This window comes from Candidatus Desulfovibrio trichonymphae (genome assembly GCF_002355955.1).
GTDB lineage: Bacteria > Desulfobacterota > Desulfovibrionia > Desulfovibrionales > Desulfovibrionaceae > Desulfovibrio > Desulfovibrio trichonymphae.
Map to the genome: position 1 here is coordinate 438,324 of NZ_AP017368.1, position 21,246 is coordinate 459,569.

Annotated in this window: 20 protein-coding genes and 1 tRNA gene; 1 reads left to right on the forward strand and 20 read right to left on the reverse strand. The window is 53.4% G+C overall.

Annotated features, from left to right (window positions below; translation table 11 throughout):
- Positions 1-3: 3 nt before the first annotated feature.
- From RSDT_RS02170 to RSDT_RS07020, 5 genes are all read right to left on the reverse strand, one after another.
- Positions 4-1,434: a DegQ family serine endoprotease gene (locus tag RSDT_RS02170; protein WP_096399380.1), complete on the reverse strand. Its 1,431-nt coding sequence runs from the start codon at positions 1,432-1,434 to the stop codon at positions 4-6.
- A 235-nt stretch (positions 1,435-1,669) separates the two neighbouring features.
- Positions 1,670-2,653: a tyrosine recombinase XerC gene (locus RSDT_RS02175; RefSeq protein WP_096399381.1), complete on the reverse strand. Its 984-nt coding sequence runs from the start codon at positions 2,651-2,653 to the stop codon at positions 1,670-1,672.
- A gap of 51 nt (positions 2,654-2,704) precedes the next feature.
- Entirely contained in the window at positions 2,705-3,499 is a 795-nt protein-coding gene (gene dprA, locus RSDT_RS02180) for a DNA-processing protein DprA (RefSeq protein WP_231941888.1), read from the reverse strand.
- A complete protein-coding gene (locus RSDT_RS07330; protein ID WP_231941889.1) occupies positions 3,397-3,831 on the reverse strand; it encodes a hypothetical protein in 435 nt (144 codons plus the stop codon). The genes dprA and RSDT_RS07330 overlap by 103 nt, the downstream gene beginning before the upstream one ends.
- Before the next feature lie 101 nt (positions 3,832-3,932).
- Entirely contained in the window at positions 3,933-4,079 is a 147-nt protein-coding gene (locus RSDT_RS07020; RefSeq protein WP_172414399.1) for a hypothetical protein, read from the reverse strand.
- A gap of 206 nt (positions 4,080-4,285) precedes the next feature.
- Here RSDT_RS07020 and RSDT_RS02185 point away from each other — a divergent pair, with 206 nt between their 5' ends.
- The gene (locus RSDT_RS02185) at positions 4,286-5,260 is read left to right on the forward strand and encodes a hypothetical protein (RefSeq protein WP_096400409.1); all 975 of its coding nucleotides are present in this window, start codon (positions 4,286-4,288) and stop codon (positions 5,258-5,260) included.
- Positions 5,261-5,365: 105 nt separating this feature from the next.
- Here RSDT_RS02185 and RSDT_RS02190 read toward each other — a convergent pair whose 3' ends face one another.
- The 15 genes from RSDT_RS02190 to RSDT_RS02260 all read right to left on the reverse strand — a co-directional run bounded on the left by RSDT_RS02190 (position 5,366) and on the right by RSDT_RS02260 (position 21,244).
- On the reverse strand, positions 5,366-6,649 hold the full coding sequence (locus RSDT_RS02190) for a hypothetical protein (protein WP_172414400.1): 1,284 nt from the start codon (positions 6,647-6,649) through the stop codon (positions 5,366-5,368).
- Positions 6,577-6,960 carry a hypothetical protein gene (locus tag RSDT_RS02195; RefSeq protein ID WP_096399383.1) on the reverse strand — a complete coding sequence of 128 codons (384 nt, stop codon included), beginning with the start codon at positions 6,958-6,960 and terminating at the stop codon, positions 6,577-6,579. The genes RSDT_RS02190 and RSDT_RS02195 overlap by 73 nt, the downstream gene beginning before the upstream one ends.
- Before the next feature lie 120 nt (positions 6,961-7,080).
- Positions 7,081-7,443: a phospholipase D-like domain-containing protein gene (locus tag RSDT_RS02200; RefSeq protein ID WP_096399384.1), complete on the reverse strand. Its 363-nt coding sequence runs from the start codon at positions 7,441-7,443 to the stop codon at positions 7,081-7,083.
- 363 nt (positions 7,444-7,806) lie between these two features.
- A tRNA-Val gene (locus RSDT_RS02205) sits at positions 7,807-7,882 on the reverse strand.
- A gap of 21 nt (positions 7,883-7,903) precedes the next feature.
- The gene (gene ftsZ, locus RSDT_RS02210; protein WP_096399385.1) at positions 7,904-9,229 is read right to left on the reverse strand and encodes a cell division protein FtsZ; all 1,326 of its coding nucleotides are present in this window, start codon (positions 9,227-9,229) and stop codon (positions 7,904-7,906) included.
- A 42-nt stretch (positions 9,230-9,271) separates the two neighbouring features.
- Entirely contained in the window at positions 9,272-10,507 is a 1,236-nt protein-coding gene (gene ftsA, locus RSDT_RS02215) for a cell division protein FtsA (RefSeq protein ID WP_096399386.1), read from the reverse strand.
- Positions 10,504-11,265, reverse strand: a complete 762-nt coding sequence (locus RSDT_RS02220; protein WP_231941890.1) for a cell division protein FtsQ/DivIB — start codon at positions 11,263-11,265, stop codon at positions 10,504-10,506. Before RSDT_RS02220 ends, ftsA begins: the two co-directional genes overlap by 4 nt.
- Positions 11,266-11,411: 146 nt before the next feature.
- Positions 11,412-12,302 (reverse strand): UDP-N-acetylmuramate dehydrogenase, encoded by an 891-nt coding sequence (gene murB / locus RSDT_RS02225; protein ID WP_096400411.1) that lies wholly within the window; start codon positions 12,300-12,302, stop codon positions 11,412-11,414.
- A complete protein-coding gene (murC, locus tag RSDT_RS02230; RefSeq protein ID WP_096399388.1) occupies positions 12,295-13,668 on the reverse strand; it encodes a UDP-N-acetylmuramate--L-alanine ligase in 1,374 nt (457 codons plus the stop codon). Before murC ends, murB begins: the two co-directional genes overlap by 8 nt.
- Before the next feature lie 44 nt (positions 13,669-13,712).
- The gene (gene murG / locus RSDT_RS02235) at positions 13,713-14,789 is read right to left on the reverse strand and encodes an undecaprenyldiphospho-muramoylpentapeptide beta-N-acetylglucosaminyltransferase (protein WP_096399389.1); all 1,077 of its coding nucleotides are present in this window, start codon (positions 14,787-14,789) and stop codon (positions 13,713-13,715) included.
- Positions 14,771-15,949 (reverse strand): putative lipid II flippase FtsW, encoded by a 1,179-nt coding sequence (ftsW, locus tag RSDT_RS02240; protein ID WP_096399390.1) that lies wholly within the window; start codon positions 15,947-15,949, stop codon positions 14,771-14,773. Before ftsW ends, murG begins: the two co-directional genes overlap by 19 nt.
- A complete protein-coding gene (gene murD / locus RSDT_RS02245) occupies positions 15,946-17,256 on the reverse strand; it encodes a UDP-N-acetylmuramoyl-L-alanine--D-glutamate ligase (protein WP_096399391.1) in 1,311 nt (436 codons plus the stop codon). Before murD ends, ftsW begins: the two co-directional genes overlap by 4 nt.
- A 19-nt stretch (positions 17,257-17,275) precedes the next feature.
- On the reverse strand, positions 17,276-18,352 hold the full coding sequence (gene mraY / locus RSDT_RS02250) for a phospho-N-acetylmuramoyl-pentapeptide-transferase (protein ID WP_096399392.1): 1,077 nt from the start codon (positions 18,350-18,352) through the stop codon (positions 17,276-17,278).
- On the reverse strand, positions 18,342-19,802 hold the full coding sequence (locus tag RSDT_RS02255) for a UDP-N-acetylmuramoyl-tripeptide--D-alanyl-D-alanine ligase (protein WP_231941891.1): 1,461 nt from the start codon (positions 19,800-19,802) through the stop codon (positions 18,342-18,344). The genes mraY and RSDT_RS02255 overlap by 11 nt, the downstream gene beginning before the upstream one ends.
- Positions 19,793-21,244, reverse strand: a complete 1,452-nt coding sequence (locus RSDT_RS02260; protein WP_096399393.1) for a UDP-N-acetylmuramoyl-L-alanyl-D-glutamate--2,6-diaminopimelate ligase — start codon at positions 21,242-21,244, stop codon at positions 19,793-19,795. The genes RSDT_RS02255 and RSDT_RS02260 overlap by 10 nt, the downstream gene beginning before the upstream one ends.
- Between the last annotated feature and the right edge of the window lie 2 nt (positions 21,245-21,246).

Sequence of the window (21,246 nt, forward strand, 5' to 3'; positions counted from 1 at the left end):
AAGTTATTTCTGCAGGGGCACGGTGCGGAAGAAAACTTCTCCGCGACGTTCTATCTGGAGCATGACTGCGCCGCGCTTCTCCCCTTCTTCCCTAACGATCCTGGAAAGCGCTTCCACTGTATTGACGGCTTTCAGATTGGCCTTCAGAATGATGTCGTCAGGGCGAATGTCAACTTGTGCGGCGGGCTTGTCAGGATTGACGTCCACGATGAGCAGCCCTTCGTTTTTGTTGATCTTCAGCTCGCGCCGTTCGTCGTTCTGCAACGGACGCACCGCCAGACCCAGCAGACTTTCATCCTGCAGGGATTGCCCCTTGCCGCTGCGCTTTGCGCTTTGCGCGGATTTGCGTTCGCCGAGCGTTATTTTAAGGTCAAGATTTTTGCCGTCCCGCCAGACAGTCACAACAGCGACACTCCCCGGACTCTTGTCGGCGATGGCAAGCAACAGGGCCGAGGTGTTTTCAATATTTTTCCCGTCCACGGCAACAATGACATCCCCGTCGTGGACGCCGCCTTTCGCAGCCGGCTCGTTCTGCATGACATCATTGACAAGCGCGCCTTTCGGCGCGGTCATCCCCAATGCCTTGGCGATATTGTCGTCCACATCCTGAATGTTCACGCCGATCCAGCCGCGGCTGACTTTTTTGCCCTGCTGGATTTGAGCAATGATTTTTGAGGCCATGTTGCTGGGAATGGCAAAGCCGATACCCTGACCGCTGGCTATGATTGCCGTATTGATGCCGATGACCTGTCCGTTCATGTCCAAAAGAGGACCGCCGCTGTTGCCGGGGTTGATGGATGCGTCTGTCTGTAAAAAATTGTCAAAAGGACCTGAACGGATGTTGCGGCCTTTAGCCGAAAGGATGCCGGCCGTCACAGTATGGTCAAGCCCGAAGGGATTGCCGATGGCGAGCAGCCATTCGCCGACTTTAAGCGTGTCTGAATTTCCAAAAGTAAGATACGGCAGTCTGTTTTTTGCATTCACCTTGAGCAGGGCCAGGTCTGTCTCTTCGTCCGAACCGATGACATCGGCTGACAGTGTTTCACTTTTTCCGTTGCTCGAATCAAAGGTGACGTGGATGGTGTCTGCGTCCGCAACGACATGATTGTTGGTCACAATATAGCCGTCAGCGGAAATCAGAAAGCCTGACCCCAATGATTTTTGTTTCATTTGGGGCCGTTTGCCGCCATGGCCTTTCCCGCCGAATTGATCAAAAAATCTTTCAAAACCGGGAGGCACGTTGCGGAACATCTCGCCGAAAAAATCTTCCGGTCCCTCAGCCTGTGTCTTGCGTTCCGTTCCTATGTTCACGACGGCCGGGCCGCATTTTGTCGCCAGTTCGCTGAAATCGGGCAAAGCCGCCGCCGCGGGCAATTGCGTAAGTGCTACAATCAGTACGGAGCAAAGAATGATAAGATATTTTTGTATTGCCATTGAGACAATCCTCCATCTATTTTGGCAAGTCTGTATTCCTGACTTCATGCTACCCTGCCTGACGGTAAAAAACAATCCGCAAAGACCCTGGCAAAATCCGGACTTGTGAAGAAGCGTTGATGTCGTTACGCGCAGACGCGCGAGCCCTTGAGGACCGGTGCCGAGACTTCTTCAGCGGGTGGAGTCTTGATTCATCAGCGTAAGGAAGTTTACAAAAAATCATTACAGATTCAGGTTACGCGTTTTCCCGTGTCGGGTGTATGTTTGAACGGGGATGGGCCATATCATAGGCGCGCATCAGATATTCCAGGCTGACCTCTGTGTAACGCTGTGTCGTCGTCAGACGCTGATGCCCCAGAAGTTCCTGCACGCTGCGCAGATCGGCCCCAGCGGCCAGCAGGTGCGTCGCAAAGGAATGCCGCAAACTGTGCGGCGAAACGGTAAAAGCCAGTCCAGCCTCACGGCAAAGACGGGCAATGACCCGTGCAGCCTCCCGGCGATGAAGACGCCCCCCGCGCGCGCCCACAAAAAGCGCGTTTTCCTTTGGCGTCGCCAGACAACCGCGCACGGTAAGCCATGTCGTCATGGCCGCGACGGACGTGTCGGACAGAGGAGCAAGGCGTTCGCGGGAGCCTTTGCCCAGAACACGCAGTATGCCCGATTTAAGTCGGGCGTCATCCAGATTCAGACCAAGTGCCTCTGAAATGCGCAATCCGGAACCATAAAGTAGTTCAGCCAGGGCGATATCCCTCAGATGCAGCCGCGCGTCATTGCTGTCGGTTTCCGCCGTGTTTTTGCGGGCATCAAGCAGCGCGAATGCTTCATCCACATTCAGCACGCGGGGTTGGCGTCTTTCCTGCCGCGGATTACGCACCTGCTTTGCAACATTCTCCGCCACAAGACCATTGCGCAGCAGAAACTGAAAAAAGGAACGAACAGCGGCCAATTTTCTGGCCATGGAACTTTTTGCCCCTCCCTGCCGGAAGAGCCGGGCCAAAAAAGCCTGAATATGTTTGCGGCTGACGGTTTGCGGTTTTGCAATGTCTGTATTGCGTTCGGAGAGAAATGCAGTCAGTTGCGCCAAATCCGCGCGATATGCCATTTGTGTGGACAGGGAATATCCTTTCTGCACAGCAAGCCGGTCCAAAAATTTTTTGACCAACATATCCGCGTTTTTGGTTTTTGCACTGTCAGAGACAGCCTTTTCAGGCGGACTCATGCCAATGCCCTATAGCGGGCGCCCGGCAGACTTTGAACCTCGCCTGTCATTTCAAGCCCAATCAGCCTGCATGGGGCCGCTTTGGCGCAACAAATTCAGAAGGGGTTGTTTGCGCTCAGGCGGCGTCAGGGCGTCGGCCGAATCGCAGGTATGCACGGAAGCCGCCTGTCCGGGTTTTGCCGCAGCCTTGCCGATGCGGCGTTGCGCGACAGGTGGTGTTGCAATACATGCAGATTGCAGGTTGACGACGGCAGTATTGTCTCCTTCCGTCGGATTGACCCCGGAGATGCCGAAGGGACGCAGCTGATCCGCCAGATCGCGCAATATATCTTCCGCGCTGAACACGGGCCGTGCCCCCTGACGCACAAGATCCTGACAGCCGAGGCAATGCGTGTCCAGCGCGGAAGCGGGCACCGCATAGACATCACGGTTTTGTTCCAGGGCAAGACGGGCGGTTATCAGGCTGCCTGAGTAGCTGGTCGCCTCCACGACAAGAACACCGAGAGCCAGTCCGCTGATGATTCTGTTGCGCACCGGAAAATGTGCCGCCATCGGCGGCGTTTCAGGAGCGAATTCGGAGAGCAGGAGGCCATGTTCTGTCATATTTTTAAAAAGATATGCATTTTCTTTAGGATAAATTTTATTAATGCCGGTGCCCAGGACGCCGATGCTTTTCCCGGTGCGCTGTAGGGCTGCCTCATGCACTGCCCGGTCAATCCCCTGAGCCATTCCGGAGACAATAACTATGCCGGAGGACGCAAGACATCGCGCCATATATGACGCCACTGTGCATCCGTGAGGAGTTGCGCGATGTGAACCGACAACGGCAAACGCGGGTGATTGCAACAGGCAGGATCGCCCCGACAGTACAGAAGCACCGGAGCGTCCGGCAGTTCACGCAGGCGTTGCGGGTAACGCGGATCAGTCCAAAGCAGAATTTTGTCGTCCAGTTTTCTGACACGCTCCCATTCTTCCATCGCGTCGACACGCCAGGATTCCCCACCCAACTCTCGTGCCTGACGTCGTGAAAGCCCTGCGTGAACCCATGTCATCTTTGGCCTGAGCGGGTACGCTGACCCGAAGGTATTGAGCAAACGGGCGCGGGAGCGGACGCCGAGCCCCCGGCAATGGCGTATGGCAAGGCTTGCCCAGAATTCCCTGCGGCCTGTCTGATCCATCGCCGCCTAGGAAGGCAAAGGTTGATCCGCTGCAATCGGAGTCGGCAAATCGGCAAAACCGGCATGACGGCGCTCGCCGCGGGCTGCCCCCGGCTGCATACTCAATGCGCTGTGCCTCGTGAACGGACAAGCTTCGCCGCGCCGGAATCAGGCAAGGCCGTCGGCCGTTCCTTATATCTTTCTGCCGCGCCTTTTTTGCCGTCGGCCTGCGCTTGTGCGGCACCCGCACCCATGAAAAATTTTTGCATATTGTTCTCCCCTCTTCGGCTGCGCCACGACGGATTTTTTCAGCAGGTCTTGCGGCAAACGCAGTTTTTAGGCAAAAACAGACAGTGTTCCTGCCGGAACGATACAACATTACACGTCGTTCACGCAAGATTGTAAAGTGTGTTTTAAAAGGGGTTGCCATGAAAATATCTGTTTCACGCTTTTGCCGGACGCGAGGCAACGCGCAATGAACGCTTTCAGCGCATTGACGGCCGCCCTGCCCCGGCTGCAAATCAGTATTGACATACTCTGCGTGATACTTCCGCCTGCCGCCTTTATGAGTTTTACCGGCATCGGCTTTATCTCGGCGGCAGCAAAAATTTTGTCCCTCACCCGCAAGCGCGCTTCTTTCGACAAATGCGCCAGACAGCTTGCCGCATTCGGCCTTGTTTGGGGCTGGCTGCTGCTGGGTGTCTGCCGCATCTGGCTTTATTTGACGCAAAACAGTTCCGCCAAACCTGCTCCGTTCAGCGGTCTGACGGAACTCAGCTGGCTTTTGCTGGCATGCAGCGTGTTGTTTATCAGCCTGTATTACACGCTCTGGAAATTCCTGCGCAATCTTCCCGCGCTGCATATTGTTTTGGGCATTGCAAGCAGCCTGACGGCTTGCGCCGCGCTTGTCGCGACACTGTTTACAGAACGGCTTGCCGCAACGCCGCAGTCAAACCTGAACGGCATCCACAGCCTAGGGGATGCCGTGAGCCTGATCTTCAATTTGATTTTGTCGGAACAGCATATATCGTTCTGGAACGCATTGTGCTGTACTCCCTTGCTGATTTTGGCTTTTTCCGGCGGCGCAGGCGCCTTGTGGCTTTTTATGCGGCGCAGGTATGATGATTTCGGTCGAGACCATTATAACACCATGATACGTTGGTGCGCGTATTGGGCACGGAATGCGTGGGCTTTGCTCTGGATGCTTTTTCTGATCTTCAGTCTGCTTCAAATTCGCCGGTCATGGCAAGGCGATGCTCTTGCCATGCAGGATATAACCATACAGGCTGCACGACTTCTGTTCTGGCTCGTCCCGTGCCTGCTCTGGTCTTTTGTATGCCGCAGCGCTGTCGCGTTGCGGCATAAATTCACGTTGCTGGCCGCGCTGTGCACGGCAAGCACGTTTATGTTGCCCTATTATCTTGCAGTAACAGACGCCGGCATGTTGTAAAAGACAGTCACGGGCAATGGCGGAGCCGGTGATCCCGGATGGCATGTAGCCAACCTATTTGCATGCATGGCAATGCGGTGACAAATTTTTGGGAAGTTCTTATGGTTACAGGGTTATGAAACGCTCCATTCCACCAGGGCCGACCGATCTGTTTTTTTGCGTACATCCCCTAATTTTTCTTAGGGGATTTTCCGATTTCCTCTTTGCAATTTTCATAATTGCCTGCTGCAAAATTTTCATTTTACCTGTTGGTTTTTTGCATTTTTCCTTTGCATTTTCAGGCGCTTTTTTACCCCCTGTTTCTACTGACAGGAGGGGAATTGTGTCACAATTCGCCGTCCTGCCAAAGGGCAAGCCCTTTGGAAACCCGATTGTGAACAAATGCCGGACAAATGTTTTTTCGCCTTGGCCCCATTGGTACTCTCCTTTGACTTGCCTCTGGTCATCGAATATGAAGCAGCTTGCAGCTATATCGGCATCCTTGTCAGAACGTGACAGTAGCGCTGAAGAAATGAGTTTGTATCCATTGGCGGCGCTCGCTTGGTATATCAGTGGAATGATCTCTCTTGAAGATTTTGATTTATAGAAAGCTTTTTTATATTCCTTGTCGGTCAACACATGAGGAAGAACCTTAACACCGAGCCAGCCTTTCTTTTGCAGAAAATATAGGAACGCAAGCTGCCCCATCATTTTTTTGGCGAATTGTTCACTCGTAAAACCGTGACGTTTTGCCTCATCACAAAACGCGGCATTACTGTCGAGGTGTTCTTTAAGAATGAAATATTTTTTCTTGTACTTTTCAAAGAATTCTTTAGTTACACGTTCAACGCTAAAGGCTTCTTCAATTTTATCAAAAATTGGCCTGTAGTTTTCATCTCGAAAAATAGGGTATAGTTGTTCCATTGCCGTATGGCAGGGTTCTTTTTCGCCAACAAGATAAGAATAGCGCTTAGCTGGCGTCAGGCTCATCTTGGCGCGCCCTGTGGCAAATTCATAGTCAAGACGAATAAAAGACAGGCGCCAGAAAGGGTCGTTGCCGGTATAAAACGCTACCACAGCGCCATCATGGCCTGGCACCGTGAGAAATTTCGATACAAAACTACGCTGCATACTGCGCGCGCGTTCAACATTTCTACCGAATTTCAACTTTACTGCGAGAATATTCAGCACTTTTCCATCCACCTCATAGGCGGCAATGTGCCGGTAGGATTCAACTGTATACTTGTATTCAAGCTGAATAGGTGTGATATCCCTATCGGGATTAATAACTTTGATATTACCGAAGAACTCTTTTGAAAAACGCAAAAATCTATCAACTAATCGACAAGCACTGGTGGGCAGATGAATAATTTCCCCCCCTTTTTCACTTTCTTTGCAAGCATAGCGCAAATATATGTCTTGCCAAGTCCGACAACATCTGAAACGAATACGCCCCCGTAAGCTTCAATTTTTTTCTCGGCTTCAACAACAGCATCAAATTGTAAGCGCATGAAATCGTCTGGACATATATCACCAAGCACTGCCTCTTTATCGGCGTTTATTTCTTCGTTGAAATATTCATATAATGTTTTAATATAAAGCTCATAGGGCGTAATATCATCACGCATCCACGTCTTTTTTTCTATAGTTTCGATATATGTATCTTTAATATCAACGCTCTTTGCCAATAATTCTTCAAACTTTCCAAAAGCAAATTTCACATCACGGCTGTCTTTGAGTTCGACATTGAATTCAAGATTATTGACAAGACCAGCAAGAGAGAAATTGCTAGAACCAGTAATAACACTTCCATAATGCTCTTTATCTATTTTCTGATCTTTTCACATTATGTACACTTTGGCGTGTATAGGCGCTTCTACGTACATACGTATTTCAATCTTTCCGGAGCGAAGCCAATTTATAAAAGTTCTAACGCCTTGTTCAACCACTGTTTCAGAAAAGGCTTCTTTAGCTTCTTTATGAGAAAGATTAACAATTTCAACAAGTTTGCTATCTACATTCAACCCCACCAAAATTCTAGTAACTTCGGTATCACCCATAGCTGGATATAATTTGAAAAACCCACTTGTGCGGAAATACCCGACAAGCACATCAAAAAACTGCGTGTTGTTTCGCAGAATATTGCTAAATCTGGAATACAAGTCCCTTTCAGGTTCATTTGTGAAAAAAGTTAGGTCGTTCATTTGATAACCTGGTCTTCCTTGCCGACTGCCAGCTTATTCACGTTAGAGGCTACAATGCGGCCTTTTTTTAGAATTTTTTAAAAACTGTAGCGATATATCTTATCTTCATTAATCCTAACTGCTTGTCATAATATTTGCAACACGACATCGTTGGGCGTGTCGCTCACAAATATCTCACCAAGCCTGATGATGGCGCACGACAACACTCGCCGTAATATATCAGGCAAATAAGCAAACCTTTTGAAAAATCCGCAGGGATTTTCTTTGTTTTTTTACATCTAAAAAAGCTGGGCTATAGCGGGGCTGGGCAGCCCCATAACAAGAAAGGGTTTGCGGATATTTTCCGCAACCCCTTGATATTCTTGGTGGGCAGTACAGGACTTGAACCTGTGGCCCCCGCCGTGTGAAGGCGGTGCTCTACCAACTGAGCTAACTGCCCGCAGGATGTCAGAACAAAAAGCTAATCCGCCTGCATCCGAATAAAAGCCGGTATTTCAAAATCGTCCTCATCAAAAATAAAGTCCTCATACCCCGGCTTGTGCTGACGTCGCGGCGTCCCGCCCTGAACATTTTTTTTGACGAGATACGGGGGAATATTGCCTTTTGAATCATCAATCCATCCTTCAATCTGACCACGCCGTGAGGGCTGCGTCCCGCTCTTCGGTCCGTCTTTGGTATCCTGCCTACGCGCTGAAGGGCCGCGCAAAAGGCCGGGCTCTGTGTGCCGAGTTAGCGCTGTCCCCGCCGTGCCACGCGCCGGCTGTGGAGGAAAAATCATTTTTTTGGGGGAAGGCGAAGGCTCCGGACGGGCCATCTGTGACTCAATGCCTGTGGCAATAACAGTAATGCGAATTTCCTCGTCGACGTTTTCATCAAAGATCACGCCAAAAATGATGTTGGCGTCAGGGGGCGTCGCTTCATCAATGATATTGCCGATCTCCGCGATTTCTTCAGCGGTGATCTCCTCTGAAGCGGTGATGTTGTAAAGCACGGCCTTGGCGCTCTCAAGCGAGACGTCTTCCAGCAGCGGACTCATGATTGCGCGCTGTGTCGCATCACGCGCCCGATTTTCACCTGAAGCTATGCCTGTGCCCATCAAGGCAAGGCCCGCCTCTGACATTGTTGTGCGCACGTCGGCAAAGTCAAGGTTAATAAGGCCTTCGCCTAAAATCACATCAGAAATGCCTTTGACGGCATAATACAATACATCGTTTGCTTTTTGCAGCGTTGCGGCAAACGGGGCCTTTTTGGGAGCAAAAGCCACAAGCCTGTCATTGGGAACTGTGATCAGACAATCCACATGCTGCTTGAGTGTCGCAAGGCCTTCTTCCGCAGCGCGCATGCGTTTTACGCCTTCAAAGGTAAAGGGCTTCGTAACAACCCCCACTGTCAGCGCGCCAAGCTCCTTTGCAATCTGGGCAACCACCGGCGCCGCTCCTGTGCCCGTGCCGCCGCCCATGCCCGCTGTCACAAAAACCATATCCGCATCGCCGAGAATATCGCGAATGGCGCTCTTGCTTTCCACAGCTGCCTCACAACCAACGGCCGGCACGGCGCCGGCGCCGAGGCCTTTTGTCAGTTTTTCTCCCAATTGAACCTTGATGGGGGCGTCATTTTTGTTGAGCGCCTGCAAATCTGTATTGGCGCAGACAAACTGAACCCCCCGCAAACCGGCCATAATCATTTTCTGCACGGCGTTCCCGCCGCCGCCGCCAACGCCGATCACCTTGATTTTTGCTGTGGACGCCAAGGAAATGTCAATATCATTTACGATTGACTGTGCCATGATGCCTCCCGTTGTGTGCTTCCGGCATTTGCCCGCCTGTTGTTATGAAATATCCGCAAACCATTTTTTCATTCGCGCCAGCACAGCGTCAAAAACGCCGGTCTCACTGCGCGTGGTGAATTTTTTCTGCCCGAAGGCCTCCCTCTCGGCGCCATAGCGCAAAAGGCCCACCGCTGTGGAAAATTTTGGGCTGTTCACCACATCTTTAAGCCCGCCCAGGTCACGCGGATAACCAATCCGCGTCGGCAGGTTGAAAATCTGTTCGCCAAGTTCCTGACAGCCTTCAATCAGAGCGGTGCCGCCCGTCAGAACAACGCCGGCGCCGATCAAATCCTTGTAGCCGGACTGCGTGAGAGTCTGATCCACCAGATAGAGAATTTCCTCCATGCGGGGTTCACAGATTTCCGCCAGAACCTGCCGTGAAAGACGCCGCGGTTCACGCCCACCCACACTAGGAACTTCAATAAATTCATCCGGGCGCACCATATCAGCCAGAGCGCAGCCGTATTTGATTTTGATCCTCTCCGCGGATCCAATGGGCGTACGCAAACCGAAAGCGATGTCGTTGGAGAGATTCTGCCCGCCAAGCGCAAGGACGGCCGTGTGTTTGATGGCATCATTGGCAAAAATGGCGATATCGGTCGTGCCGCCGCCGAGGTCCACCAGAGCGACGCCTATTTCACGCTCTTCTTCCGTCAGAACAGCCTTTGCGGAAGCGAGGGATTCCAGAGCAATATCCGCCACCTCAAGATCGCTGCGCCGACATGACCGCACAATATTCTGGGCTGAAGAAACAGCCCCGGTGACAATGTGTACCTTTACCTCCAGCCGTACGCCGGCCATACCCAAGGGGTCGGCTATGCCGCGCTGTGTGTCGACAATATACTCCTGCGGCAAAATATGGATGACTTCACGGTCAGCCGGAATGGCGACGGCCCGCGCCGCGTCGATAGCTCTCTCCACGTCACGCTGGGCGACCTCGCCTCCCTTGACGGCGATAACGCCATGGCTGTTGATGCCCATAATGTGGCTGCCGGCAATGCCGACATAGACGGCATTGATTTCACAGCCGGCCATAAGCTCCGCATCAGCAACAGCCTTGCGGATAGACTGCACCGTCTGCTCAATATTGACCACAACCCCCTTGCGCAATCCCGTGGAGTCGCTGGTGCCTATGCCCACAATATCCACAAGGCCGGAGTCCGAAAGCTCTCCCACAACAGCACATATCTTTGTTGTGCCGATATCAAGCCCCACGATGAGATCGGACCTATTCATACATACCCCTTATAAACAGCGCCCTGTTTTCTGCCTTGCACGGACTGATTGAGCACAACCCAGACATTGCCGTTCGCCGATCGCACTTCACGCACATTTTGCAGCTCATGCCTCCGGGCAAGATCCCCCAAGACAATGCCAATTCTGACAAGATTCCCGCTCCAGTCGTCTGTCGCGATGGAAAGACGCATTTCGCGATCTTCCAAATAAATTTCAACGCCCCGTCCGGCGCTTGCGGTGACCTGCGCTATCACTCCGGATTCCACCGGCAGGGCGCCGCTCTGCATATCTTTCAGCACGCGGGCAAGATAGGGGGCTGTATCTTCAGCCCCAGGCTCAATAACGAGTGTCGGCAAAGAAAGAAAATTCTTGCTTTCAACAGGCGCAATGATTTCACCGCGCTCATTGGCGTAAAACAGCACTCCGTCTTTATGCACCCAAAAAGAAGGCAGGCGCTCTTTCAGCTTGATGACAAACTTGTCCGGCAACAAGCGCCTGACAGAGACCTCCTCCACCCAGGGCGTTTTGCGCAAGTTCCGTTCAGCGTCGGTAATGCTGACAGCCAGACAATTGTCGCCTTCTCTGATGCCGCAGTACTGCAAAACCATCTCTTTCGTCAGGCGTACATTGCCTGTTACATCCACATGCCTTGTCTGAAAAAAAGGGCTGGTAACAGCCGTGTTATACAGCCGGAGCGAAACAAGGTACAACCCGACAGGCACTAAAACGGCAATCACGAGCAGTGCCATGAGTGCCATGACTGCGCCAAGCTTTTTTAACCCGTTAACCCCTTTGAACTTTTTGCATATCCAGAGAAAAAAGGACAAAAAAAATTTTTTACGGTTTTTTTTTTGCGACGAAGCCGCTTTTGTATAGAAATTGCGGGTCTTACGGCTGTGTTTTGTCAGCATGAGCCGCATGGCACTATCCTGACTTCCGGTTCAAGCATGATGCCGAATCGCTGCCGCACCGCATCGCGTGCCGCATGCAACAAATCCAGAGCTGCGGTTGCGCTTCCCTTGCCTTCGTTGATCAAAAAATTGGCGTGCAGGGAAGAAAACGCCACTCCCCCATACCGCCTGCCCTTGTAACCGGCCTGTTCCAGAAGTTGCCCGGCCGGCGCTCCGGAAGCGGGATTTTTGAAAATACAGCCCGCGCTCCAGGCGGTTACAGGTTGTTTAGACTTTTTCTCAAGAAAATTATGACCCATGCGTTTACCAATGCCACCCCTTTCGGACCTGGTCAAGACAAATGTGGCATCCAATATAATAAAATTTTTTCCCCCCTCCGGGATGACGAGGCTGCGGTAGGCAGACTTCAGTCCGCCGGCAGGCGTCGTTTTAACAATGCCGTCGCTGAAGATTCTGATGCGTTCTATACATGCGCATATCTCTGTTCCGAAGGAACTGGCGTTCATGGCCACAGCTCCTCCGACACTGCCCGGCACGCCCACCAGACCCTCAAGACCGGTCAAGCCGTGTTTGAAACAAAAACGCAGCAGACGGGGCATGGGAACCCCGGCGCCGGCCAGAACAAAAATTTTCTCTCCTTGTTCATCAATAATTTCAGGCCCCTGCATAAAATTCGGCCTGAGCAGCACAATCGGCAACTCGCCGTCCTGAGCCAAGATATTGCTGCCGGCGCCGAGGACGACAGCTTCCCCGCCCCAAAAATGCAATCGTTCCGGCAGCAGTTCCAGATCCCCCCCGCCGGCAAGCGTCAATTCGGCAATGGCCGTGCCGCCAAGGTGCAGGGTAGTCCGCTCCGCCAAAGAGGGTGATGCCGTTTCAAGCATTGTCTGCAGCATCAAGAAAGAGCGGACCGAGCCGCGTGATGGTGCCCGCGCCAAGCGTCAGCAAAACGTCCCCCGAACGAAGACAGGCCGGCAGGTTTGCCGCCAGTGCATCAAGTGTCTGAAAATAAATGACGGGCGTGCTTGAAACCTGCTGTACGCCCTGGGCGAGGCTTTGCCCTGAAACTCCGGGAATCGGCTTTTCCGAGGCCGCATAGATTTCCGTTAAAAGAAGACAGTCGGCGGCGTCAAAGACCTTGCAAAATTCGCCGAACTGCGCCTGTGTGCGACTGAATCTATGCGGTTGAAATGCGACGACAATACGCCGCCCCGGGTAAACCTGACGGGCCGTTGTCAGCGTGGCAGCTATCTCTGCGGGGTGGTGGCCATAATCATCCACCACTGCCACGCCGTTCTTCTCGCCTTTAAACTCAAAGCGCCTGCCCACCCCGCTGAAAGCCTGCAAGCCGTCAACACATGCGGAAAAACTGATGCCCGCCTCCATAGCGGCGCAGATGGCGCCGAGCGCGTTCAAAATATTGTGCCGTCCGGGCTGGGGCAGAGTGACGTCTCCCAGTTTTTCATGTCCATGCCAGACCTCAAAACGGCTTGGCAGACCACTTGAAAGCAGCACCGCGCGCAGCCGGTTCTCCTGCGCAAAACCGTAAGTCAAAACCGGCCGTTTGACGCGAGGCAAAAGCGCACGAACGCCTGTGTCGTCCCCGCAGACCACATTGACGCCGTAAAACGGCACGTTATTCATAAACTGCACAAAAGCCGCGTCAATGGCCTCCCGAGTTCTGTAATAGTCAAGATGATCCTCATCCACATTGGTTACCACATTAATAATGGGCAAAAGACAGAGAAAAGAACCGTCAGATTCATCAGCTTCCGCTATAAGGTAATCGCCTCGTCCCAAATGGGCGTTTGCGCCGTAAACATTAAGGCGCCCGCCGATAATAACAGTCGGATCAAAGCCGGCAGCGTCAAAAATGGCGGCTGTTAACGACGTTGTCGTTGTTTTGCCGTGCGTGCCCGCTATGGCGACGCCCTGGCGCAGTCGCATGAGTTCGGCGAGCATTTCGGCGCGGGGAATAATCGCTATATTCCGCCGGCGGGCTTCCTCCACTTCAGGGTTGTCGGCATTGACAGCGGTCGATTTGACAAGCACCTGCACGTCCCCGACATTTTCAGCGGCATGGCCTACCGCCACACGCGCTCCCATCTCGCGCAAATGCCTGACTATCGCTGAATCGCTCAGGTCTGAACCGGAAATTTCATAGCCAAGACTCAACAGAACTTCGGCAATGCCGCTCATGCCGGCGCCGCCGATGCCCACCATGTGGATATGTCGAATTTTATTTTTCATGATACATCGCTCTCGCTTCACGGCGCGTCCGCAAACCGCACTGCCTAAGCGTGTCCGCAAACAGTCTCTTCCAGAACAGCGGCTACCTGTGCCGCTGCGTCAGGCCGGGCTGCACGCAACGCCGCTTCGGACATTTTTGCCCGATCTTCAGGATTGTCAAACAGTCCGACCAGCAGTTCTCCCACATAGGGGGCCCGCAACTCCGCCTCGGGAACAAGCGCCGCCGCGCCGGCCTTTGCCAGAATACGGGCATTGTGCGTCTGATGATCATGAATCGCGTGCGGAAGCGGCACAAACACGGCTGGCAGACCGACGGCGCTTATCTCTGCGGCAGTGCCCGCACCGGCGCGGCACAGCGCCACATCCGCCCACCTGTATGCTTCTGCCATATCATCAATAAACGCCGTCACGCAATCAGGTGCATACCCGGCCGCTGCATATGCCGCCCGCGTCACGGCTTCATCGCGAGATCCGCTTTGATGTCGTATCTCCACTTCAGCCGCACCGAGAACAGGCAAAATTGCCGGCAAAAACGTGTTCAGCGCCCTCGCGCCCTGAGAGCCGCCCAAAACAAGCAGCCGACGCGTTGTCCATGCGCGCTGCAGCAAACCCGCCCGGCTCACGGCTGACCGAACGGGATTGCCGGTCAGAACGCATTTCCGTTGCGGAAAGCCTTGCGTGTCCGGCCAGGAGAGGCACACACGCCGGACAAATCTGGCAAGAAAACGATTGCCGGTGCCCGCAACGGCATTCTGTTCATGCAGAACAGTCGGGACGCCCAGCAAAGAAGCTGCCAGCATGGGAGCAAAGGCCGCATACCCGCCAAAGCCTATTGCAGCCCGCGGCCTGAAGCGACGCACGATTGAAAGGGAACTGAACAAAGCATACGTCATCAATCCGCCGGCCGCAAAACAGCGCAGACCGCGTCCCAGCAATCCCCGAACCGACAGTCCCTCAAAGGGAATGCCGCTCTGTCCGGCCATCCTTTTTTCCGGTCCGTAATGTGAGCCGACAAACAGCAGCTGAATATCGGGCCGTGTCATCCTCAATTCGTCCGCTACGGCGAGAGCCGGGAAAATATGCCCGCCGGTGCCGCCGGTAGTCAGGAGGATTTTTTCCACTGCCCGCTTGTCCTTGAATAATTCATAAGCAGGCCGATACTAATCATCGTGGCCGTCAGATTGCTGCCGCCGTAGCTTATCAGCGGCATGGGTACGCCCTTGGGGGGCGCCATGCCCATCACAACAGCCAGATTCACCACAGTGCCGATTGCCAGGATGGCGGTCAGTCCGAAGGCCGTGAAACGGTCGCGCAGATCGCTCTGCCCCATGACAATATGATAGCAGCGCCAAAACAGAAGGCCAAAAAGCAGCATAACCATGCTCACGCCCACAAAACCCATTTCCTCAGCCAGCACTGCCATGATGAAATCTGTATGCGTTTCAGGCAAAAAAAACATTTTTTGTCTGCTCGCGCCGACACCGACCCCAAAAAAACTGCCGGAGCCGATGGCCAGCAGTGACTGCGCCAATTGATATCCGGTGTCGTGAAAATCCTTAAAGGGATCCATAAAGGCAAGCAGCCGGCGCAGCCGGTATGGGGAAGCGATGGACAAAGCCAGAGTGCCTGCGCACGCCAGCGCAACAGAAAAGAACAAATAAATGAAACGGGTGCCGCTGGCGACGCACATAAAAAACAGAATGCCGGCCAAAATCACAGCGCTGCCGAAGTCCGGCTGCAGCAAGAATAAAAAACAAAATAACCCTGTCACGGCAAACGGCGGGATGACGCCACGGCTGAATGTTTTGATGATATCCTGTTTGGCGCTCATAAAATAAGCCAGATACAGAACCAGGGATATTTTCACAAATTCCATGGGCTGTATGGAAACAGAGCCCAACGGGATCCAGCGCTTTGCGCCGTTGATGTCCCGAACAAAGGGGGAAAGCGTGACCAGCACCAGTAACAGCGATAGAAAAATTGCCGGATACTGCATCCGGTAAAGCCATTCACGCGGCATCAGCGCCGCTCCCCACAAGGCAACCCCGCCGACGGCCGCAAAAACAAGCTGCCGTTTGAAAAAATAATATTTGTCGCCGCTGTTCTGCTCCGCTGTGATGCCGCTCGCTGAAAGCACCATCACAAGGCCGACGGCAAGAATGACCAAGGTAATGGTGAAAAGCCACCAGTCAAAATGGGCCTGAGGCATCTTTTGAACCGCCCGCGCAAAGGCACTCGCGCTGTTGGCCGCATTCCGCTTGTCGGTGGGAAATTGCTTCATGACAACCCTTCCACAATACGTTTGAAATCATCTCCACGAGCCATATAATTGGTGTAAAGATCAAAGCTGGATGTGGCCGGAGAAAGCAAAATCACATCACCTTCCCGCGCGCCGGAACTCGCGTGCAGCACAGCGGATTCAAGATTTTCATGCCAGCTTATCGGAACAATATCTTGCCAGGCCTGTTCAAACACCTCACGGCTCGCCCCAAAAATGGCCACATCAATGACGTGACTCCGGACAATCTCGCGCAGTTCCTGCAGATGTCCGCCTTTGAACTTGCCACCGCACAAAAGACGCACAGGTTGATCAAAAGCCTGCATGGCCACCCGCAAGGCCGCAACAGTGGTACTCTTGGAATCGTTCACGTACAAAACGCCATTATGTTTTCGAAGCACTTCCAGACGATGCGGCAAAGGCTTAAAACGGGCGACCGCCGCAGCGGCATCAGCCTCGCCGACTCCAAAAAAACGGCAGGCCTGCCAGGCCGCTTCCTGATTCACTCTGCTATGGCCGCCCAGAAGCCTGCTTTCAGAAAAACGACCGCTTTCCCGTATGTATACCTGACGTGCCTTGAGGTTGAATTCTCCGGCGAGTTTTTTCAGATCAACTCCCAAGACAGCCAGATCCTCTTTATTCTGGCAACGAAACAGACGAAATTTCGTCTCAGTGTATTCACGCATATCCTTGTGATAATCCAGATGATTCTCTGCAATATTCAAAAGCACGCCTACACGCGGGCAAAAGGTGGAACACGCCTGTAACTGAAAACTGGAAACCTCCAACACAAGCACATCCGCTTTGCGCCTGGAAAGCACATATTCTGAAAGTGGCGTCCCTATATTCCCCCCCAAAAACACGGAATAACCCTGTGCCTGAAGCATAGCGGCAGCCAGAGACGCCGTGGTTGTTTTCCCGCTTGTGCCTGTCACGGCAAGCACCGGTTCGTCAGCAAGGCACCGCCAGGCAAGTTCCATTTCCGCCAGCACTTCGGGCGCCGTTGATCGGCCCTTTCTGCCAAGATGTTCCGCAAGACGGGATATCGGCATGCCGGGGCTCGGCACAACAAAAGAGGCATGTTCAAAATGCTCTGGGTGGTGTTCGCCGACAATAATTTCCACATCCATGGCACGCAGCAATTCTCTCGTATCTCCGGACACGGCGGCGGCGTTTCGCTCAAGAAGGCGCACGCGCGCGCCTTTCTGAATCAGAAGGCGCACTGCGGCAAGTCCGGAACGCCCGGCTCCGACAACCACAGCCGGATCTCCGGCATGGACGCGTTGCCCCCGAATTTTTTCAAGCGCCATCAATCTTCCCCCGGTGCGTTTAACGCAGTTTCAGCACGGAAAGAGCGATCAGCCCAAACAGAATGGACGTTATCCAGAAACGAATGATAATTTTTGATTCCGGTATGCCCTTGAGTTCAAAATGATGGTGTAACGGCGCCATGCGGAAAATACGTTTGCCGCCTGTCCAGCGGAAATAACCAACCTGCAGGATCACCGAAAGCGTTTCAATCACAAAAAGACCGCCGACAACAGCCAGCACCAGTTCCTGCTTGCACAGCAAAGCCAGATACCCGAGCGTGCCGCCGATGCTGAGTGAACCCACATCGCCCATAAAAACCTGCGCCGGATAGGCGTTAAACCACAGAAAGCCCAGGCCTGCGCCTGTAAGAGCCGCGCAAAACACTGTCACTTCACCAATGCCGGGCATATACGGCACAAGCAGATAGACTGCAAAGCGCGCGTGACCGGTAACATATATAAAGATGGAAAAAACGATGACCGCGACAATCGACGGACCGATTGCCAAACCATCCAGACCATCGGTAAGATTTACGGCATTGGAAGAAGCCAGCATCACAAAAATGCCGAAGGGCAGATAGAACCAGCCGATATCCGAGCTCCATTCTTTGAAAAAAGGTATAGTCAGCCGACTGCTGTAGTCAGGATTTATATACAGCATATACATGCCGGCAAATGCCACCAGAATCTGGCCGGCAAGCTTGGCTCTGCCGGAAATGCCCCTGTTGTGCTGATGGTGTAGCTTGGAAAAATCATCCCAAAGACCGACAAGCCCGAAGCCTGTAAAAACAAAAAAAGTCTGCCAGACATAAGGACTGGTTAAATCCGTCCATAGTAAAATACTGAAAGAGAGACCGGCAACAATAAGAAGTCCGCCCATAGTGGGAGTGCCTGCTTTTGCCGCATGCGCCGTTACATCCTCATGGATGAATTGACCGCATTTCACACGTTGCAGCCACGCGATAAAACGCGGGCCGATGAGAACGGAAACAACAAGGGCTGTAATCAGAGCGGCCATGGAACGGAAGGTGATGTACCTGAAGACGTTAAAAAAAGTCCATTCCGACGCAAGCGGCGCGAGAAAATTATAAAACATGCTTGTGTTCCCAGGCCTGTGCCCCCATAGACGCCTTCCCGCCGGCGAGTTGCCCGCACAGGTCCGCGCACAGTTCTTCCAGTCTGTTGCCGCGTGACCCCTTAAAAAGAACAAGTCCGTCGTGATCACGGGCAAGACGCTGTACACGCCGCAGCTCGGCAAAGACCGGCAGAAAATCTTCACGCTCCCTGACGACAAACCAGGGACCATTGTAACCGCCTTCCCTCAATCCCGCATGCACGCGTTCAGCGTAAGCACCTTTCCAAAGAACCGCGGCAGGGTTAAGCGCCGCCAGATAACGCCCCAGTTTCTCGTGTTCGTTTGCCGCTATATCTCCGAGTTCCAGCATTGCACCAAGAACTGGCACAAAATCCTTATGTTGGGCCAGTTCGGCGGCGGCGTCCAGCATACGCCGCATAGACAGAGGATTTGCGTTATAGGTGTCATCAATTATATCCCATCGCCCGAGACGTTTTATATAAAACCGCTGCGCAGGCAATTGCGCCCGCGCAAAACCCTCCGCTATTTCCTCGGTGGACAGGCCGAGCAAATGCGCGGCTGCGGCTGCGGCAATGCTGTTTTCCGCGCCGAAATTTCCGCAAAACGGGGCAACGATATCGCACCATACGCCGTCCAGACAAAGGCGATAACGCCCACGCGGAATACGGCCATCGCCGTCTGATGCGGGCTCCGGCCCATTGTAACAGGCCAGATATTCAGCGGGGTTGCCTTCCGCACTGAAAAATCGCAACAGGGCTCCTGTGGCGCCGGCTTCATGCACAAGATCGGGATAATCCGCGCTGACAAGCCCAAAGCCACCCGGTGCAATATACTGAAGCAATTGCGCCTTGTGTGAGGCAACGCCTTTTTTGGCAAGCCCTTCCGTATGCCCTGCGCCCGTGTTGAGAATCAGCCCCAGATCCGGACGCAGCATAGAAGCAAGCTCCTCCATATCTCCTTCTCTGCTGATTCCCGCCTCCATAACCCAAAAATCTTCGTCCCCGTCCGCGGCCAGCATGGAGCAAGGCATGCCTATCTGATTATTGTGATTCATGGTGTTGCACGCTGTCTTTCCCCGCACTGCCAGCACTTGAGCCAAAATTTCTTTGAGCGTCGTCTTGCCTGCCGTGCCGGTAATACCCACTACCCTGGCTTTTGTGGCCTCACGCCAGCAAGCGGCAATTTGCCCTAGGGCCTTTACCGTGTCGGCAACATACAAGACAGGGACACGCGCGTCCGGAAGCGCGCGCGAGGCCAGAATAGCTCCCGCGCCCATATCTTCCGCACGGGCCGCAAAATTATGTCCGTCAACGCGACCTCCGGGCAGACAGACAAAAAGAGCCCCGGGGACAACCTCCCTACTGTCTGTGGCGACAGACGTCAACATCTTGTCGTCCGGCAGGAGCTTGAGCGACAGACGCCCGGCTATTTCATTATAATTTAACCGCAATTGAGCAACTCCCGCACCACTGCCTGATCACTGTAATGATGCCGGACGCCCTGAATGATCTGATAGTCCTCATGCCCCTTGCCGGCAATCAGTAAGGTTTCGCCTTTTTTCAGCATATCCAGTGCCTTGGCGGTAGCTGCTCTGCGGTCAATCTCAACATGAAGTTCACGCGCTTTTGCAAGTCCCGGCAATATATCCTGTATAATCGCTTCAGGATCTTCAAAACGCGGATTATCTGATGTCAGCACGGCAACGTCAGAGTAGTGGGCTACGGCCTCCCCCATGCGCGGACGTTTGCTCCTGTCACGGTTCCCGCCACAGCCGAAGACAGTTATGATGCGTAAAAAACCTGCCGCTCTCAACGCTTTCAGCACGTTGATCAGCGCGTCCGGCGTATGCGCGTAATCTACAAAGACATCCAAGCCCAAAGAATTTTCAATACGTTCAAGCCTCCCGCAAACGCCGTGAAAGTGTTCCAGAGCCTTCAAATGTTGCGGATTAAGGCCAAGTTCCAGTGCGAGCGCCTGCGCAGCCAAAAGGTTGGATGCGTTAAATGCGCCCACCAAAGGCGAAGTAAGCGTCCAATCCGTCTCCCCCATATGCATACGCAAATTGCAGCCCTGTGGCTCGGCGGCAAGCATCTCTCCCCAAAGATGACGACCGGACGCCCTTTTTTGCAGACAAAAAGAGAGAGCACGCGGGCACAATTTCAGCAAACGGCGCCCGAAAACGTCATCGGCGTTGACAGCCATCACCTTGTTGTGCTTCGGCATCTCCAGAAAAAGTTTTGCCTTGGTTGAAAAATAGCTTTCCATATCCTTGTGAAAATCAAGATGCTCCTGCGTCAGATTCGTAAAAATTGCGCCGCAAAAAGGCACGCCGCCGACACGCTGTTGTGCGAGGGCATGAGAAGACACTTCTATGACAGCCACATTCACCCCTGCCTTTGCCATGCGCGCGAGCAGAGAATGTACGGTTACGGGATCAGGCGTTGTCAACGGCGCCGGCTCGCTGTGCCCCGGCCAGCGGTACGACATTGTGCCCATAACGCCAACCTTGTCTCCGGCTTCAGTGAACAAATGCTCCAGCAGACAAGCAACAGTGGTTTTGCCGTTGGTGCCGGTCACGCCCATGACTTTTATCTTCAAGCCTTCTGTGCCCCAACGGGCCGCAGCGAGCCGCCAAAGAGCCTCACGCGGGTCTTTGTGGCGAACAACACGACAGTTCGTGCCGGCGGCAAACGCATCTGCGTCCACACCGGGGCGACAAACAACGATGCCTGCCCCCGCTTTCACCGCATCAGCAATATAACGCTTCCCGTCTTCAGCAACACCCGGCACAGCCACAAAAATATCGCCTGCACCGACAGCGCGCGAATCCGAACGCACATCAAGCGAGTCTGCGCGGCAGGCTTCCAGAAGGGATCTGAAATCCTCTTGCATGC